This is a genomic window from Pararobbsia silviterrae (assembly GCF_003628125.1).
Taxonomy (GTDB): Bacteria; Pseudomonadota; Gammaproteobacteria; order Burkholderiales; family Burkholderiaceae; genus Pararobbsia; species Pararobbsia silviterrae.
Genome location: NZ_RBZU01000001.1, coordinates 292,047 through 308,264, shown reverse-complemented (window position 1 = coordinate 308,264; position 16,218 = coordinate 292,047). Strand labels below are relative to the sequence as shown.

The following is a 16,218-nucleotide window of genomic DNA, read 5'->3' as shown; positions in this document are numbered from 1 at the left end:
GTACCGGCAAACGTCCGAATGTGCGAAATGTTCGTAATCACATTTCGGCGCAATTATAGGTTTCACTTTTTTTGTCGCAACCGCGTCTCAGTCTTAGGGAAAACGTTGTGCAATCAGATGCTTGCAGAGGCCAATCGGATGATGTAGCGCGAGAAGACAGTCCCTTTTCAGTGACTGCAAAAATAATGATCCCTTTATAAACAGTAGCTTGTGCCGATTTAAAAAATAACAACGCGTAGATAATAAGCAGGTTACTAATTTACCTTGAATATTATTATTCATCACTTGCCAAGGCAGTGATCCGAGCGCTTCGGCGAAAGCGCTTTCGGCGAACGTTGTATTCATGCGACGTGATTTTTTGCCGAAACCGGCCCCGATCGGGGCGTTTGCGCGTAAACCCGCGCCACATAAGCGTGAGCGGGGAATTTCGACGCTTCGGAATCCGATCGGTAGGGGTCGACGGGCGGGTCCGTACGTGACGAAGCGCATGCGCTTCACGCCCGCTCGACGATCGCTCGCGACGCGCGGCCGCGTTTCGTCGCACAGGCCTCGCCCGCCGAGCGGGGTCATCCGAAGATGCGCCTCATCGATCGCGTCGCGACGCCCGTCGCACGATCCCATCGCACGCTCTATATAGGGGCCATCGCCATGTTCACCAGCATCCTCGTTCATACCCCCCATTGGGTCTGGGGCGTCTTCGCGCTGTTGATCGTCGTCGGCGTCAAGCAGACGCTGCCGCGCCGCCGCTCCGTGCGCAGCGCGATCGCACTGCCGCTCGTGCTGACCGCGCTGTCGCTTTATGGCGTGGCGTCGAATTTCGCGCACGAACCGCTCGCGCTCGTCGCATGGGCCCTCGGGGCCGGCGCCTTGCTCGCGGGATCGCTCGCGACCGGCGCCTGGCGCGGCGTGCGCTGGTCCGCGAGCGGACGATGCCTCGTCGTGCCCGGCAGTTTCATCCCGCTCGTGTTGTTCATCGTGATCTTCATCGTCAAGTTCGGCGTCGGCATCGTGCTCGCGACCGATCCGGCGATGGGCGGCGACGCCGGTTTCGCGAGCGTGGTCGGTCTCATCTATGGCGCATTCAGCGGTACATTCCTCGGACGCGGCGTCGCCATGTGGCGCGTTGCCTACGAAGCCCTCCACCACGAAGCCGCGAGTTCGCCGCTATGACGTTTGTTCAGGCCCGCACGGGCCTCGATCCGGATCGCCGAAAGTTCGACGCATCGCGTGCGCTCAAGTGGTTCGGGCGCGAGTTGCGGGTCGCGATCCTGATCGGTATCGCGAGCACGGTCCTGTCGATGACGATCGCGCAGCAGCCGCTCGGATCGACGCTGATCTATACGTTCAGCATCACGATCTGTATCCAGGCGTTGATCGAGGCCGGTCGCTACGGTCTCGCCGCCACGCAGCGCAAACATCAGGGCGACGCCGCGCCCGCCCACCGGGCGTGGCCCGGCTGGGCCTGGATGATGCCGTGGCTCGCGTTCTCGGTCGCTGTCGGGTATGTCTGCGGACACGCGATCGGCGATCGGCTCAACGGTGTCCACCGCACCCCGTTCGCGGTGTTCCATGACGCATCGACATGGATGTCGAACTTCGGTCCCTCGTTCGCGCTCGCGATCGGATGCACGTATTTTTTCTATGCGCGGGGCCGGCTGGCGGTCCTTGAGGTGCGCACGCAGACCGCGCTGCGCAGCGCGGCCGAGACCCAGCTCAAGCTGCTCGTGTCACAGCTCGAGCCTCACATGCTGTTCAACACGCTCGCGAATCTGCGCGTGCTGATCGGCCAGGATCCGCAACGCGCCCAGGCGATGCTCGATCATCTGAACGGCTTTTTGCGCGCGACGCTCGATGCGTCGCGTTCGGACACGCATGCGTTGTCGGCCGAGTTCGCGCGGATCCGCGACTATCTCGCGCTCATGCAGGTTCGCATGGGTCCCCGTTTGCGCGGCACGCTCGATCTGCCGGGCGATCTCGGCGCGCTGCCGGTCCCGCCGCTGCTGTTGCAGCCGCTTGTCGAAAACGCGATCAAGCACGGTCTCGAGCCGAGCATCGCCGGCGGGGACATCGACGTGTCAGCCCGGCGCGAGGGACAGACGCTCGTGCTCCGCGTCCGCGATACGGGCGTCGGACTCGCGCACGCGCCCGCGGACGGCGCGCGATTCGGTATTCAACAGATCCGCGAGCGGCTAGCGGCGCTCTATGGCGATGCGGCGCATCTCGAACTCACGTCCCCGGACGACGGTCGCGGCGGCGCGCTCGCCACCGTGCGCGTGCCGATCGCGTAGGTCGGACGATCCACGATGCGTCTGTATCGCCGCCGGGTACCGATCGACGCGCTCTTTGCCTCCAGGATGACTTCATGCACGCGACCGCCTTGATTGCCGAAGACGAACCCTTGTTGGCCGCGAACCTGCAAGCGGAATTGATGCGCCGGTGGCCGGACCTCGAGATCGTCGCATGCGTCGGCGACGGCGCGTCGGCACTCGAACGCAGCCTCGACGCCCAGCCCGACATCGTGTTTCTCGATATCCGGATGCCGGGCATGAGCGGCCTCGACGCGGCGCAGGCGCTGATCGAGGACTGGCCCGATACCGGTCGACCGATGCCGCTGCTGGTATTCGTCACGGCGTTCGACGAGTACGCGGTCGATGCGTTCGAACGCGCGGCCCTCGACTACGTGCTCAAACCCGTGCAGCCCGAGCGTCTCGCGAGGACGTGCGAGCGTTTGCAGAACGCGCTGCGCGCGCGTGCGCGGACTGTCGGCTCGGGCATGGATACGGCGCTCGAACCGATGATCGATCGATTGCGCGGCCTGCTCGGCACGGCGGATCGCACGGCGGGCGCGGCGTCGGCCGTCGAACCCCTGCGGATGATTCAGGCCAGCGCGGGCAATACGATCACGATGATCGCCATCGACGAGGTCATCTATTTCGAGGCCGCGGACAAATATGTGCGCGTGATGACCGAAGATCGCGAGCACTTGATCCGTACACCGCTGCGCGAACTGCTGCCGCGACTCGACCCCGCGCGGTTCTGGCAGATCCACCGCGGCACCATCGTGCGCGCCGACGCGATCGCGAGCGCATCGCGCGACGAAACAGGCAAGCTCACATTGAGCCTGCGCCGACATCCGGCGAAGCTTGCCGTGAGCCGCCTCTATATGGACCGATTCAAAGCCTTGTAAGCGTGTCTTGAATCGCCAGTCCGGAAAGGCTTTCGACATCCATTCAATCGGCATCGTTGCCTAAAAGGGGCAATATCGACCGCCGCCTGAATCGCCATTGCCATTAAACTGACATGTTTGTCAGCACAACAAAAATCAGCAACCCCATGTTTCTAAGTGAATTTATTTTTATTACGGTTGGTGACGCGATTATATCGGCGCGCAAATAGCGAATATTTGCATCGATATCACCGGTGACGGCCTTAGGGATGGGTGCATTTTGCCGATAGAGAGATGCGTAGGGCCCGGCAACTCTCAAGGATTTTCGAATGCGTATCTGGCAAAAGCTGTCGATTCAAAACAAATTAATCATGAGCATGGCAAGTTGCCTGCTCGTGTTCGTCGCCATTTCGAGTGGTCTGAGTGTCTGGCTGATCGGTGACACGATGCGGACGCGTGTCGTCGAAGAGGAATTGCCGACGGCGGTCAACGGGATTCGTGCGGATGTGCAGCGTCAGCTTGCGGGCCCCATTGCGGCTTCGCGCGCGGTGGCGGGTGATGCGTTCCTCCAGCAATGGGAGGCCGATGGCGAGCCGGACGCGGGCACACGGATCTGGACGCAGCTCGCGAACCAGATGAAGGCCGAGCAGCATGCCGCGTCCGTGCAGTGGGTCTCGACGAAAAGCGGCAACTATTATTCCGAGTCGGGTTTGTTGCGCAAGATCGGCGACGGCGATCGGTGGTTGAGCGCGTTCCTTGCGACGGGCAAGCCGTTCGAGGTCAATATGGACCACGACGTGGGGCTCGGCGGCTACATGATGTTCATTAACGCGCGTGTGCAAGACAGCGCGGGCGAAGCGATCGGCGCGGCGGGCATGAGCTTGTCCGTCGATGCGCTTGCGAAGGGGATTGCGACGTACAAGATCGGCGAGACCGGCTTCGCGTATCTCGTGCGGCCTGACGGCGCGCTCATGATGCATCGCGATACGTCGCTGATCGACGGCAAGCATTTCCTCAAGGATTTCCCGGGCATGCCGGACAGCGCGCAAGCGACGTTGCTTGCGGGACAGCCGTACGCGTACATGGCGTACAAGAGCGCGGGCGGGTCGCGGTTCATCGCGACGTCGTTCATTCCCGAGCTCAATGCGTATGTCGTCGTCGAGGCGCCGGAGGCGGAGTTGCTGGGCCCGGTGACGCGGGCGATTCGCAATGTTTCGGTGTTGGCGGCGGTGGTGGGATTGGGTGTCGCATTGCTTGTGATCGTATTTGTCGGCCGTGCGATTTCGGCGCCGATCCGGCGCGCGGCGACGTTGTTGTCAGAGATCGCGAGCGGGCACGGCGACCTCACGCGTCGTATGACGGTTGAGGGAGAGGACGAGATCAGTCAGCTCTCCGATGCGTTCAATCGCTTTGTGTCGTCGTTGTCGACGCTGGTGCATCGGGTGCGTGGGGCGTCGGCGTCGATTGCGACCGGCTCGTCGCAGATCGCGACGGGCAATGCGGATTTGAGTGCGCGGACCGAAATGCAGTCGGGCAACCTCGAGCGCACGGCGTCGTCGATGGAGCAGATCACGGCGGCGGTCAAGAACAACACGGAAACGGCGCGGAGTGCCGCGCAGATGGTCACCGATGCATCACGGACGGCGGGGCGAGGCGGGGAGGTGGTCGGGCAGGTCGTGAGTACGATGGAGCAGATCAACGATGCGTCGAAGCAGATTTCGGAAATCATCGTGTTGATCGACAGTATTTCGTTCCAGACGAACATTCTCGCCCTGAATGCCGCGGTCGAAGCGGCGCGGGCGGGAGAACAGGGGCGGGGCTTCGCGGTGGTCGCGTCGGAGGTGCGCAATCTTGCGCAGCGTAGCGCGCAGGCGGCGAAGGAGATCAAGACGTTGATCGAGCACAGCGCGGGGACGGTTGCAGTGGGTTCGCGTCTCGTCGGCGAGGCCGGCGAGGTGATGAGCGAGATCGTTTCGCAGGTGCAGGGGGTCAGCACGATGATGAACGAGATCGCGACGGCGAGTCTCGAGCAGAGCTCGGGCATCGACCAGATCGGCGATGCGGTCCAGCAGCTTGACGAGATGACGCAGCAGAACGCGGCGCTTGTCGAAGAGAGTGCGGCCGCGGCCGAAAGTCTCAGACAGCAGGCGGCGGAGCTGAGTCAGTTGATGGCGGTGTTCAAGGTGGAGGAGGCAGGGGCGGTGTGACGTGTGCCGCGTTCGAGTCGGCGCCGTCGAGTGCGACGGCGTCGATGTCGGTCGATATCGATGTCCGTGAATTGCGGAGCAAAGGCGTGAATTGCGGAGCGAGGGCCTGGATTGCGGAGCGAGAAGAGGGCGTGCCGTCGAGCGAAACGGCCTCGCAAAAGAAAAGGGCCTAGCGTGCGCTAGGCCCTTCGAATTCGGTGGTGGGGCGTGAGTGACTCGAACACTCGACCTACGGATTAAGAGTCCGCTGCTCTACCAACTGAGCTAACGCCCCAACAGAGGCCGAACTATAGCACAGCTTTTTTGCAGTGCGCCACCTCTATTCGAAAAAATTCCGATATTTCTGCACCTAGAGCCCGTCCTCGCCCGTCAAATCAGGGCCGACGCGGTATTGTCGGAGCCTCGGAGGCCATATTGCCTCGCCTTTGCTCCCAGGGATTCAGGATGTTCGATCAAGTTGTGTTCGCCGGCGGCGGCAATCGATGCTGGTGGCAAGCCGGGTTCTGGAACGTCGTGTCCGCCCGCTTCGACCTCAAACCGCGTCTGATCTCGGGGATCTCGGCCGGCGCGGCAACCGCCTGCATGCTGTTCACGCGCGACTCGAAATGGGTCATGAACTACTACCAGGACGCGCTCCGTCATAACAAGAAAAACGTCTACTGGGGCAACCTCATCGCACGCGGCAAGCCCATCTTTCCGCACTACAAGATCTATCGACAAGCCCTGCTCGACATCTACGGCGAGCCCTTCGAGATGCTCCAGCGCGCTCCTGAAATCCGCGTCGGCATTTCGCATCTGCCACGCTGGCTCGGCGCGCGCTCGGGCGTCATGACCGCACTGATCGCGTACAACATCGAAAAACACATCCGCAAGACGCTCCACCCGACACTCGGTCGCCAGATCGGCTTTCATCGAGAATTCATTCGCGTCCAGGACTGCCCGAGCGTCGAACACCTCGCAGACCTCATGCTCCAGTCGTCCTGCACGCCACCGTTCACGCCCGTGCTGCGTCGCGACGGCAAACCCGTGCTCGACGGCGGCATGGTCGACAACGTACCCGTCGACGGGCTCGATGACACGCCCGGCATGGTGCTCGTGCTCGTCACGCGCCGCTATCCTCGCCCGCAGATGTTCGTGATCAATCACGAACTCCAGCACCGACTCTACGTGCAACCGTCAAGCAAGGTGCCGATCTCGAGCTGGGACTACACGAGCCCCCAGCAGATGCAGCACGCCTATGACCTCGGCCGCCGCGACGGCGACGCCTTCATCGAACGCGCGCCCGACTTCATCGCGTCGACGCTCGCACACTGACGCCGCGACGAAGCACCACACGATCGCTCGAACACGTCGCCACACGCCGATACGTGCGCTCGACAATGACATATCGCCGCATGATCGCCCTACGCTGACCGGGCCTCCATCGAGGCTCGCCGTACCGAATCGCGCACGCACCTGCTGATGCCATGGCGTGCAACTTCCGCTAAAACCGTAGCTTCGGTTGGGACCTCCGGTTGGGACCTCGGTTGAGGCTTCCGCCGACGCTTAGGTCGGGACTTCGGTTAGCGCTTCGACCGTGGCTTCGGTTGGAACGTCGATCGGGACTTCGGTTGGGCTTTCGACAGGGACTTCGACAGAAACTTTACCCCGGGTCTCGGTCGCGGCTTCGGCGAGCACTTCGGCCGGGTCTTCGACAGGCCTCGCGAGAAGCCTCGGCAGAGCGAGCCAACAAGGCTTCGATTCGAGCGTCAATCGGACCTGCCATCGAACGGCAAGCGCACCTCGACCGATACCGCGCGAACGACAGCGACCGAAGCTCACAGGCCGACCGCACCGTCCTCTCGCAACCCAACCCGCACCCCGCGCCCCTCTACGTCCTCGCGCGACGATGCTTGCTCAAGGCTTCGGGATTGACGGCACTTTCGGTCTTGCCGTCGAGATAGTCGAGAATGTTCTGGAACGCGACGCTGAAATACAGTTCGTAACTCTCGTGCTCGACATAGCCGATATGCGGCGTGCACACGGCGTTCTCCATCCTCAACAGGCTATGTCCCTGCAGGATCGGCTCGCTCTCGAACACGTCGACTGCGACCATCCCTGGCCGCCCTTCGGTCAACGCGCTCACGATCGCGTTCTCCTCGAGCAACTCGGCGCGACTCGTGTTCACGAACAACGCCGTCGGCTTCATCTGCAAGAGATCGTGGCGATTGATAATGCCGCGCGTGTCGTCATGCAGCCGCAGGTGCACGGTCAATACGTCGGACTCCCGAAAAAGCGCCTCACGACTTTCGGCAACGTCGTAGCCATCCTTGCGCGCCGCCGTCAACGAATGCTCACGGCCCCAGACGACCACCTTCATCCCGAAAGCACGACCATATCCGGCCACGAGTTGCCCGATCTTTCCATAACCCCAGATGCCAAGCGTCTGCCCGCGCAACACATGACCCAGGCCGAAGTTCGCCGGCATCGACGAGGTCTTGAGACCCGATTGCTGCCAGGCGCCCTGCTTGAGGTTCGCGACATATTGCGGAATGCGCCGCTGCGCGGCCATGATCAACGCCCACGTCAATTCGGCCGGCGCGACCGGCGACCCCCTGCCCTCGAGAACGACGATGCCGCGTTCGGTACACGCGTCGATATCGATATGTCCGCTCCCGACACGGCCCGTCTGCGAAATGACATGAAGCTTCGGAAGCTTGTCGAGCAACTGCGCCGTCACGCGCGTGCGCTCGCGAATCAGCACCAGCGCTTCCGTCTCGGCAAGCCGGCTCGACAATTGACCGATCCCGCGCACCGTGTTGTTGAACACCTTGACGTCGTGATCGGCGAGCAAGGAAAAGCAGTCAAGCTTACGGACTGCGTCCTGATAGTCGTCGAGAATGGCAATTTTCATCTTTACTGGATTCGAGGCAGGCATATATCGCCATTGAACACGATAGACCCAGCGCGTGTCCGAGCGCGCTTGCCTTGTAGTTGTAACAGTTCGTCAACGGCTCACGCAAGTTTTTGAGGCCGCAAGGCATCCGAAGAATCAGGCCTGGCATCAGGCATCCGCGGCGGACGGCTCGGCGAGCGAGCGTCGGCATCGTGCCCAAACGGTTGAAACGCACGGAGGGGCGATCAAACTGGCAGCGCCGTCATCATGCAGCGGCGCGCACGCGAACCCGCGAGGGGGCCGTAGGGCACCACGTCGACAGAGACGCATGGCGCGCGCACTTCGGTCATTTCGCGGGTTTCGCCAATCGCCGAAGCGAGGCCGGATGCGAAACGGGAGCCTGAGCCGACGAGACAACGCACGGCCCGGTCGAATGCAAGCGCCGATCAGCAGACTCGAAAGCCTCGCGCGATCTTGTCACCCAACGCAGGCATTCGATTCGTATCCAGGCCAACGCAAGCGTATGTCCCCCGGACGCCGGCTTCCACGCCGATCAGGTCGGCTCGATCAAATCGCACGACCTCTTCACGCGACGCAGGCATTCGATCCCGCATCCGGGCAACGCTGGCGTACGCCCCCGGACGCGGGCGCCCACCCCGATCGGGTCGATTCGATCGACTCGCACGGAATTTCACGCGACGCGCGCATTCGATCCGCATCCAGGGCAACGCAAGCGTATGCCCCCGGTCGCGGGCGCCCACGCCGATCAGGTCGACTCGGTCGCCTTGCGCGGCGCCTTCTTCGCCGCGACCTTGGTGGCGGCGGTCTTCGAGGCCGCCGTCTTGGTCGCGCCCGACTTCGCGGCCGTTGTCGTCGACTTGGCCGGGGTCTTCGAGGCCGCCGTCTTGGCTGCCGTCTTGCGCGCGGGCGCCGACACGGCCTCCGCACCTTGCGCGGCGTCGCCGTCGGATTCCGCTGAATCATCCGATCGCGCGGACTTCGCGGCCACCTTGCCGGCCGTTTTCGACGCGGCGCCGTCCTTGCCCGGTTTCGGCTCCTTCTTCTCGAACTCGAAACCGATCGAACCGTCCTTCTGCTTGACGAGGAATGCCTTGAAATTGCGTCCCGTCCGCGACGACTTGAAGCCCGTCAGCAAGTCGGTACGCCCCTCGTTGAGCAGCTTGGCCATCTGCTCACGCGACATTTCCTGCTGAAGGATGACCTTGCCCGAGCGGAAATCGCACGACTTCGGACTCGTCGTCGTGTTTTCGCAGACATAGCTCATCCCGAGTTCGAACACGCGCCCGCCACACTTCGGACACGTGCCGACCGGCTCCTGCGTCGAGAAATCCGGGGCCTCGCCATCCTCGCCGCCCTGGTCCTGGCCGAAGTCGAATTCAAGCTTGAAGTTCTTGATCTCGTCGTCGAACGTGAGCTTGAGAATTGCCGAAAACGGCCGGCCCATCTTGCTGCGGAAGCCCGACAGCGGGCCGATTTCCTTCTTGCCGAGCAACTCCTCGACCTCGGCGATCTCGAACTGACGCCCCGCCGGCACCTTTGTGATCGAGAATTCGCACTTCGTGCACGCGAAGCGGCGATAGTTCTCCTTGACCTGACCGCCGCAATTCGGACACGGCGTCTCGAGCGTCGCATAGTCGCCCGGAATCGTGTCCGAGTCGTATTCCTTCGCGCGCTTGACGATCGTCTGCGTCATCTGCGCGATCTCGCGCATAAAGGCGTCGCGCGGCAACAGGCCACGCTCCATCTGCGCCAGCTTGTGTTCCCATTCGCCCGTGAGCTCGGGCGCGGTCAACTCCTCGACGCCCAGCCCGCGCAGCAACGTCATGAGCTGAAACGCCTTGGCCGTCGGAATCAGGTCGCGTCCTTCGCGCAGCAGATACTTTTCCGCGAGCAAACCTTCGATGATCGCCGCTCGCGTGGCCGGCGTACCGAGTCCCTTGGCCGCCATCGCCTCGCGCAACTCGTCGTCCTCGACGAGCTTGCCCGCGCCCTCCATCGCCGAGAGCAGCGTCGCTTCGTTATAGCGCGCGGGCGGCTTGGTCACGAGTGCATGCGCGGCAATCGACTCCGTGCGAACCTTCTCGTCCTTCGCAACCGGCACGAGGTTCGCGTCGTCGCCCGCGGCATCGCGGCCGTAGATCTGCAGCCAGCCCGGATTGACGAGCACCTTGCCTTCGGTCTTGAAGAAATGACCGACCACTTCGGTGATCCGCGTCGTGACCTGAAATTCGGCCGCCGGGAAAAACACCGCGAGGAAGCGCTTGACGACGAGGTCGTAAAGCTTCTGCTCGGGTTCCGACAGGTTCTTCGGCTCCTGCAGCGTCGGAATGATCGCGAAGTGGTCGCTGATCTTCGAGTTGTCGAAGATGCGCTTGTTCGGCTTGACCCAGCCCTTGTCGAGCGCCTGTTTCGCGAACGGCAGGTAGTTGTTCGAGCCCTTGAGCATCTCGAGCGTGCCCTTGACGGTATCGAGATAGTCTTCGGGCAGCGCGCGAGAATCGGTCCGCGGGTACGTCAGGACCTTGTGCTTTTCGTAGAGCGCTTGCGCGAGGCCCAAGGTGTTCTTGGCCGAGAAACCGAATCGGCCATTCGCTTCGCGCTGCAAACTCGTCAGATCGAACAGCGACGGCGACATCTGCGTCGACGGCTTCGACTCCTCGGTCACCGTGCCCTGCTTGTCGCGGCACGCCGCGACCACGGACTCGGCGGCGGCAAGGCTCCAGAGGCGCGATTCGCGCTTCTCGGGGTCGAACTCGTCGCGCTTGAACTTCGGATCGAACCAGCGGCCTTCGTAGAAACCCGCCGCGCAAACGAAGTTCGCCTTGACCTCCCAGTAGTCGCGCGACACGAAGCGACGGATCTTCTCTTCGCGCTCGACGACGATCGACAGCGTCGGCGTCTGGACGCGACCCACGGTCGTCAGAAAGAAACCGCCGCCCTTGCTGTTGAACGCGGTCATCGCGCGCGTGCCGTTGATGCCGACGAGCCAATCGGCCTCCGAACGGCAGCGCGCGGCATCGGCCAGCGGCAACATTTCGTTGTCGGTACGCAGGCTCGCGAACCCTTCGCGAATCGACTGCGGCGTCATCGACTGGAGCCAGAGGCGCTGCACGGGTTGCTTGGCCTTCGCATGCTGCGCGATCAGCCGGAAAATGAGCTCGCCCTCACGCCCCGCGTCACATGCGTTGATCAGGCGGTCGATGTCCTTGCGTTTGATCAGGCGCGTCAGCACCTTGAGTCGCGATTCGCTTTTCGCAATCGGATTCAAATCGAAATGCGGCGGAATCACGGGCAGATTCGTGAAACTCCATTTGCCGCGTTTGACGTCGTATTCCTCCGGCGCGGCGATTTCCAACAAATGGCCGACAGCCGACGAGATGACATAGTCGTCACTCTCGAAATACTCGTCATGTTTGGTAAAGCCGCCCAGCGCGCGTGCGATGTCGTTCGCAACCGACGGCTTCTCGGCGATGATCAGTGCTTTTCCCATGACGATTCAGTGGTGTGGCCTGTAAAGAGGTTGACTGTGAGACGAACGCTTTATAGCACACCGTTCGCCGAGAACCAGGGGCGGTCTCGACTTGCCCCGTCCTTGCCCCGTCGCGCGCTCGTCAAGCAAAGGGTGCGCCAGTCGTGGTCGGCGGCGGGCTCGGGCCTGCCATGCGGCGGCCATCTTAGGGCCGCCCCGATGGCCACGCAAGCAGGGACGCGCGCGAACGCGACGTCGTGGCCGCCAAGCACCGGCCAAACGGCGCGCCCGTCGACGCGCCTGGGCGCGCGATCTAGGCTGCGGCGAGTGCCTTACGCAGCTTGAGTCCGCCGAGCGCCCCGCCGTCGTTCGAGAATTCCTCGAGCATGCGCTCGACGATTCGAGGCTGCGGCAGCACGGTTCCGAAAAATCGCGTGGCCACGCCATCTTCGATCAGGATCGTCGGAAAATTCTCGACATCGAGTTCATCGACGAACTCCGAGTGCGTCTCGACGTCGATCCATACGAAACACGCGGCCGGATGCGAGCGCGCGAGCGTCTCGAACATGGCCCGATACTCGCGACAGGTGCCGCACCACTCGGCGCACAGGCACACGACAAGCATCGTTGTCGGATCGGAGAGTCGCGACGCAATCGTTTCTGCGTCGGTATCGAGGTCGAGAATCGCCATACGTGTTGAAATGTCTGAAACCGCGATTGGCCGTCGTTCCGCGTTGCGCGAAACGGTGCGGCGCAGCACACGCACCCAAGCGAGCACCAATCGAACCGAATGTAGCATGCCGCGCGTGACCGCGTGATCGATGCCCCTATCAGGGTTATCGGCGGCTTGTCGACATTCTTTGGGGGTGTCCGACGGGGGCCGTGATCATCGACCCCGCGCCGACGCCCGCTTCGACATTCGGTCGAGCTTCGCGCCGGCGTGATGTCGAAGCGCATCGCGTTCGCGGGCTCCAGCGCACATGCACACCGCGTCGCGTGACGTCGCGTCGCGCGCCCTGCAGAATCGGATCGGCCGATGCAGGTCCGTGATGCGGGTTGACGGTGGTGGGCATCGCGTCTCGCTGCGTCGCTCCTCAAGCGCCTGTCCTCACGAGCGCACAGCCCGACTGCCATTCGACCCGCCCATCGAGTTCGAGCGCGAGCACCGCAGCCTGAACCGCGGCGCCGTCGAACCCGGTCCTCGCGATCAGCACATCGAGCGGCGTCGGATCGTGTCCGAGCGCCTCCCAGACCGCTTCGACCGCACGCGATGGGCCCGACGCGCGTGACAGACGCGACGGACACGCGCCAAACCCGCGTCCTCGAATCGTGGACGATGGCGAATCAACGCACGCGCGCCGGCCGTCTCGCTCTTGCTGCTCTTGCTGCTCTTGCTGCTCTTCCTGCAAGTTCAGCGTATTCGGCGTATTCGGCGTGTTCGGCGTGTTCGAAGCATTGTGCGAATGCCGCGGGCGCTGCGCATGCCGTGAGCGCGAGCGACTCCGCCGCTGGGCCTTTCCACACCCGGAGGCGACTTCGGCCTCGGGACACACGAGTCCGAGCGCGGCGAGCAGATCCACCGGCGACTCGACGAGCATCGCGCCTTCTCGAATCAGCCGATTGCAGCCGCGTTTGTAGGACGCCTCGACCGAGCCCGGGATCGCATAGACATCGCGCCCATAATCCACGGCAAGCTGCGCCGTGATCAACGACCCCGAGTGCGGCGTCGCCTCGACGACGAGCACCCCCTTGGCCAGCGCGGCGATGACCCGGTTGCGTCTCGGGAAGTGCGCGGGCCGGGGCGGCGTCCCGAGCGGCCACTCGGAAACGATCGCGCCGTCGATGCCGATGCGCTCGCCGAGATCGATGTTCTCATGCGGATAGATACGATCCGCGCCCGTCCCGACGACCGCGACCGTTCCTCCGGGCGTCGACAGCGCGCTCGCATGGGCCACGGCGTCGATCCCCATCGCCAGCCCCGAAATCACGGTAACGCCCGCCTCACCCAACGCGCGCGCGAATTTATCGGCCTGAACCCGACCCGCGTGCGTCGCGCGCCGGCTGCCGACCACCGCGATCGCCGGCTCCCCGGCAGGCCCCGGATGCAACCGTTCAAGCCGCCCCTTGACGAAGAGGAGCGGCGGCGGATCCGGCGATTCGAGCAGCGCCGGCGGATACGCGGGATCGCCGAGCACGACGAGATGATGGCGCGTCTCGGCGAGCCACGCCGAGACGCGGTCGACATCGGCAAGGAACGCCGCCGAGTGTGGTCCGACGAGATAATCGGCAACGGCGCGCCCGATATAAGGTTCGAGCGCCGCGGGTCGCATATTCACGATATGAACGGGTAAGCCGAATCGATCGAGCAATCGACGGATCCGAATCGGGCCAAGCTGCGGCGTCCATGCGAGCCGCAACCACGCATGAAGCTCGTCCGGGTCGAGACGCTGCGCGCGGATGTGCGAGGGCGATTTCGGTCGATGCGTCTCGTCCCGCTTGGGGTCTGATGTCATTGCGCGCTCCAGCGTCGTTCGCGAACCCGACGGGGAAATCTCGGTCGGCCCGCGTCGGTTGTGTCGGTTGTGTCGGTTGTGTCGGTTGTGTCGGTTGTGTCGGTTGTGTCGGTTGGCTTGGTTGTGTCATCGCCGACGCGGTTTGCACCACCTGCGTTGTCCGCGCCGCTCCACCGACCAGCCAAGCGAGACGGCCGGGAAATTCGCCCGCAACGCCCGTCAGACGGGGCTCTCGGCCCTGTGCTAGACTTCAGCCATTCATCCATCTCTTGCAGTTGGCGCCCACCGCCCCGATCACCGCAGCTTCGCTCAAGGTGCCGCGATCGCGCGGCTATTTGCATTGAATCCGGGGAAATCGTCCTCATATTCTGCTGGGCGCCGACCGCGCGCGACAATTCGGCCAAACGGCCAGTCGCGGGACGCGGCTCCGGTGACGGCGTGGCCGACTTAGATTTCGCACGGATTTCGATATGGCATTGCTCAATATTCTTCAGTACCCGGACAAGCGCCTGCACAAGGTCGCGAAACCCGTCGCTCAGGTCGACGACCGCATCCGCAAGCTCGTCGCCGATATGGCTGAAACGATGTATGCCGCGCCCGGAATCGGTCTCGCCGCGACACAGGTCGACGTCCACGAACGCGTGATCGTCATGGACATTTCGGAGTCGCACGACGAACTGCTCGTGCTGATCAATCCGGAAATCGTCTGGTCGAGCGACGAAAAGCAGCAGTACGAGGAAGGCTGCCTGTCGGTACCCGGCATCTACGACAAGGTCGAACGTCCCGAGCACGTGCGCGTGCGTGCGCTCAACGAGAAAGGCGAAACGTTTGAAATCGACGCCGACGGACTGCTCGCGGTCTGCATTCAGCACGAAATGGATCACCTGATGGGCCGCGTGTTCGTCGAATATCTGTCGCCGCTCAAGCAGACGCGGATCAAGACGAAGATGCGCAAACAGACCGCGGCCGCCTGATGGCCCATACGTTGCGCGTCATCTTTGCGGGCACCCCCGACTTCGCGGCGGCAGCACTCGAAGCCATCGTCGCGGCCGGCTTTCTGGTGCCGCTCGTGCTCACCCAACCCGATCGTCCCGCCGGCCGCGGCATGAAGCTCGCGGCCAGCGCGGTCAAGCAGACCGCGCTCGCGCATGGAATCCCGGTCTGCCAACCGCCGTCGCTGCGTCGTGAAGGCAAATACCCGGCCGAAGCCGCGGCGGCGCTCGACACGCTCAAATCGACGCCGCACGACGTCATGGTCGTCGCGGCCTACGGCCTGCTGTTGCCCCAGGAAGTGCTCGATATCCCCCCGCATGGCTGTCTGAACATCCATGGGTCGCTGCTGCCGCGCTGGCGCGGCGCCGCGCCGATCCATCGGGCGATCGAGGCGGGCGACGCGCAAACCGGCATCACGATCATGCAGATGGACGCGGGGCTCGACACGGGCCCGATGATTCGTGAATCGGCCGTGCCGATCGGCGCAAGCGACACCTACACGACGCTGCACGACACGCTCGCCGCACTCGGCGCAAAGATGATCGTCGACGCGCTCGTCGAACTCGAGACGAACGGCGCGCTCGCGGCGCGCGCGCAACCGGCCGACGGCGCGACGTACGCGCAAAAGATTTCAAAGGAAGAGGCCGCGATCGACTGGACTCGGTCCGCGCGCGCCCTGCAACGGCAGATCCGTGCCTTCGATCCATTTCCGGGCGCGATCGCGCACTGGAACGGCACGACGCTCAAGCTCTGGTCGGCCGACCTCGTCAACGCGCCGGAAAACGTCGGCGCCGTCGCGCCGGGCACGATCGTCTCGGCCGACACCCAGGGCGTTGTCGTCGCCTGCGGCGAGGGTACGCTGCGCGTGACCGAATTGCAAAAGCCGGGCGGCAAGCGTCTGTCCGCACGAGATTTTCTCGCGGGCGTCGACCTGCGATCGGGACAAACGCTTACACATAGCGCTTCCTGACGAG

Annotated in this window: 12 protein-coding genes and 1 tRNA gene; 7 read left to right on the top strand and 6 right to left on the bottom strand. The window is 63.5% G+C overall.

The window, feature by feature from the left end:
* Positions 1-93 precede the first annotated feature (93 nt).
* Positions 94-672 (bottom strand): hypothetical protein, encoded by a 579-nt coding sequence (locus tag D7S86_RS29880; protein ID WP_205962725.1) that lies wholly within the window; start codon positions 670-672, stop codon positions 94-96.
* Here D7S86_RS29880 and D7S86_RS01325 point away from each other — a divergent pair.
* From D7S86_RS01325 to D7S86_RS01310, 4 genes are all read left to right on the top strand, one after another.
* Positions 649-1,170: a DUF6622 family protein gene (locus D7S86_RS01325; RefSeq protein WP_147432173.1), complete on the top strand. Its 522-nt coding sequence runs from the start codon at positions 649-651 to the stop codon at positions 1,168-1,170. The two genes, D7S86_RS29880 and D7S86_RS01325, sit on opposite strands and share 24 nt — an antisense overlap.
* Positions 1,167-2,288, top strand: a complete 1,122-nt coding sequence (locus D7S86_RS01320) for a sensor histidine kinase (protein WP_240647948.1) — start codon at positions 1,167-1,169, stop codon at positions 2,286-2,288. Before D7S86_RS01325 ends, D7S86_RS01320 begins: the two co-directional genes overlap by 4 nt.
* Positions 2,289-2,362: 74 nt before the next feature.
* Positions 2,363-3,187 (top strand): LytR/AlgR family response regulator transcription factor, encoded by an 825-nt coding sequence (locus D7S86_RS01315; RefSeq protein ID WP_121082432.1) that lies wholly within the window; start codon positions 2,363-2,365, stop codon positions 3,185-3,187.
* A gap of 308 nt (positions 3,188-3,495) precedes the next feature.
* Positions 3,496-5,373 carry a methyl-accepting chemotaxis protein gene (locus D7S86_RS01310; protein ID WP_121082429.1) on the top strand — a complete coding sequence of 626 codons (1,878 nt, stop codon included), beginning with the start codon at positions 3,496-3,498 and terminating at the stop codon, positions 5,371-5,373.
* Between the two features lie 198 nt (positions 5,374-5,571).
* On the opposite strand, the gene D7S86_RS01305 is transcribed toward D7S86_RS01310, so the two are convergent.
* Positions 5,572-5,647 (bottom strand) — tRNA-Lys (locus D7S86_RS01305).
* Between the two features lie 170 nt (positions 5,648-5,817).
* Between D7S86_RS01305 and D7S86_RS01300 the strand changes: the two genes are divergently transcribed.
* Positions 5,818-6,687: a patatin-like phospholipase family protein gene (locus tag D7S86_RS01300; protein ID WP_121082426.1), complete on the top strand. Its 870-nt coding sequence runs from the start codon at positions 5,818-5,820 to the stop codon at positions 6,685-6,687.
* A 556-nt stretch (positions 6,688-7,243) separates the two neighbouring features.
* On the opposite strand, the gene D7S86_RS01290 is transcribed toward D7S86_RS01300, so the two are convergent.
* From D7S86_RS01290 to dprA, 4 genes are all read right to left on the bottom strand, one after another.
* Positions 7,244-8,266, bottom strand: coding sequence for a D-2-hydroxyacid dehydrogenase family protein (locus tag D7S86_RS01290; protein ID WP_121082421.1), 1,023 nt, complete (start codon positions 8,264-8,266; stop codon positions 7,244-7,246).
* A gap of 748 nt (positions 8,267-9,014) precedes the next feature.
* Positions 9,015-11,759 carry a DNA topoisomerase III gene (locus D7S86_RS01285; protein WP_121082418.1) on the bottom strand — a complete coding sequence of 915 codons (2,745 nt, stop codon included), beginning with the start codon at positions 11,757-11,759 and terminating at the stop codon, positions 9,015-9,017.
* A 292-nt stretch (positions 11,760-12,051) separates the two neighbouring features.
* Positions 12,052-12,429 carry a thioredoxin family protein gene (locus D7S86_RS01280; protein WP_121082415.1) on the bottom strand — a complete coding sequence of 126 codons (378 nt, stop codon included), beginning with the start codon at positions 12,427-12,429 and terminating at the stop codon, positions 12,052-12,054.
* Between the two features lie 403 nt (positions 12,430-12,832).
* Entirely contained in the window at positions 12,833-14,251 is a 1,419-nt protein-coding gene (gene dprA, locus D7S86_RS01275; protein WP_121082413.1) for a DNA-processing protein DprA, read from the bottom strand.
* A 470-nt stretch (positions 14,252-14,721) separates the two neighbouring features.
* Between dprA and def the strand changes: the two genes are divergently transcribed.
* Positions 14,722-15,225, top strand: a complete 504-nt coding sequence (def, locus tag D7S86_RS01265; RefSeq protein WP_121082407.1) for a peptide deformylase — start codon at positions 14,722-14,724, stop codon at positions 15,223-15,225.
* Positions 15,225-16,214: a methionyl-tRNA formyltransferase gene (gene fmt, locus D7S86_RS01260; RefSeq protein WP_121082405.1), complete on the top strand. Its 990-nt coding sequence runs from the start codon at positions 15,225-15,227 to the stop codon at positions 16,212-16,214. The genes def and fmt overlap by 1 nt, the downstream gene beginning before the upstream one ends.
* Positions 16,215-16,218: the final 4 nt, after the last annotated feature.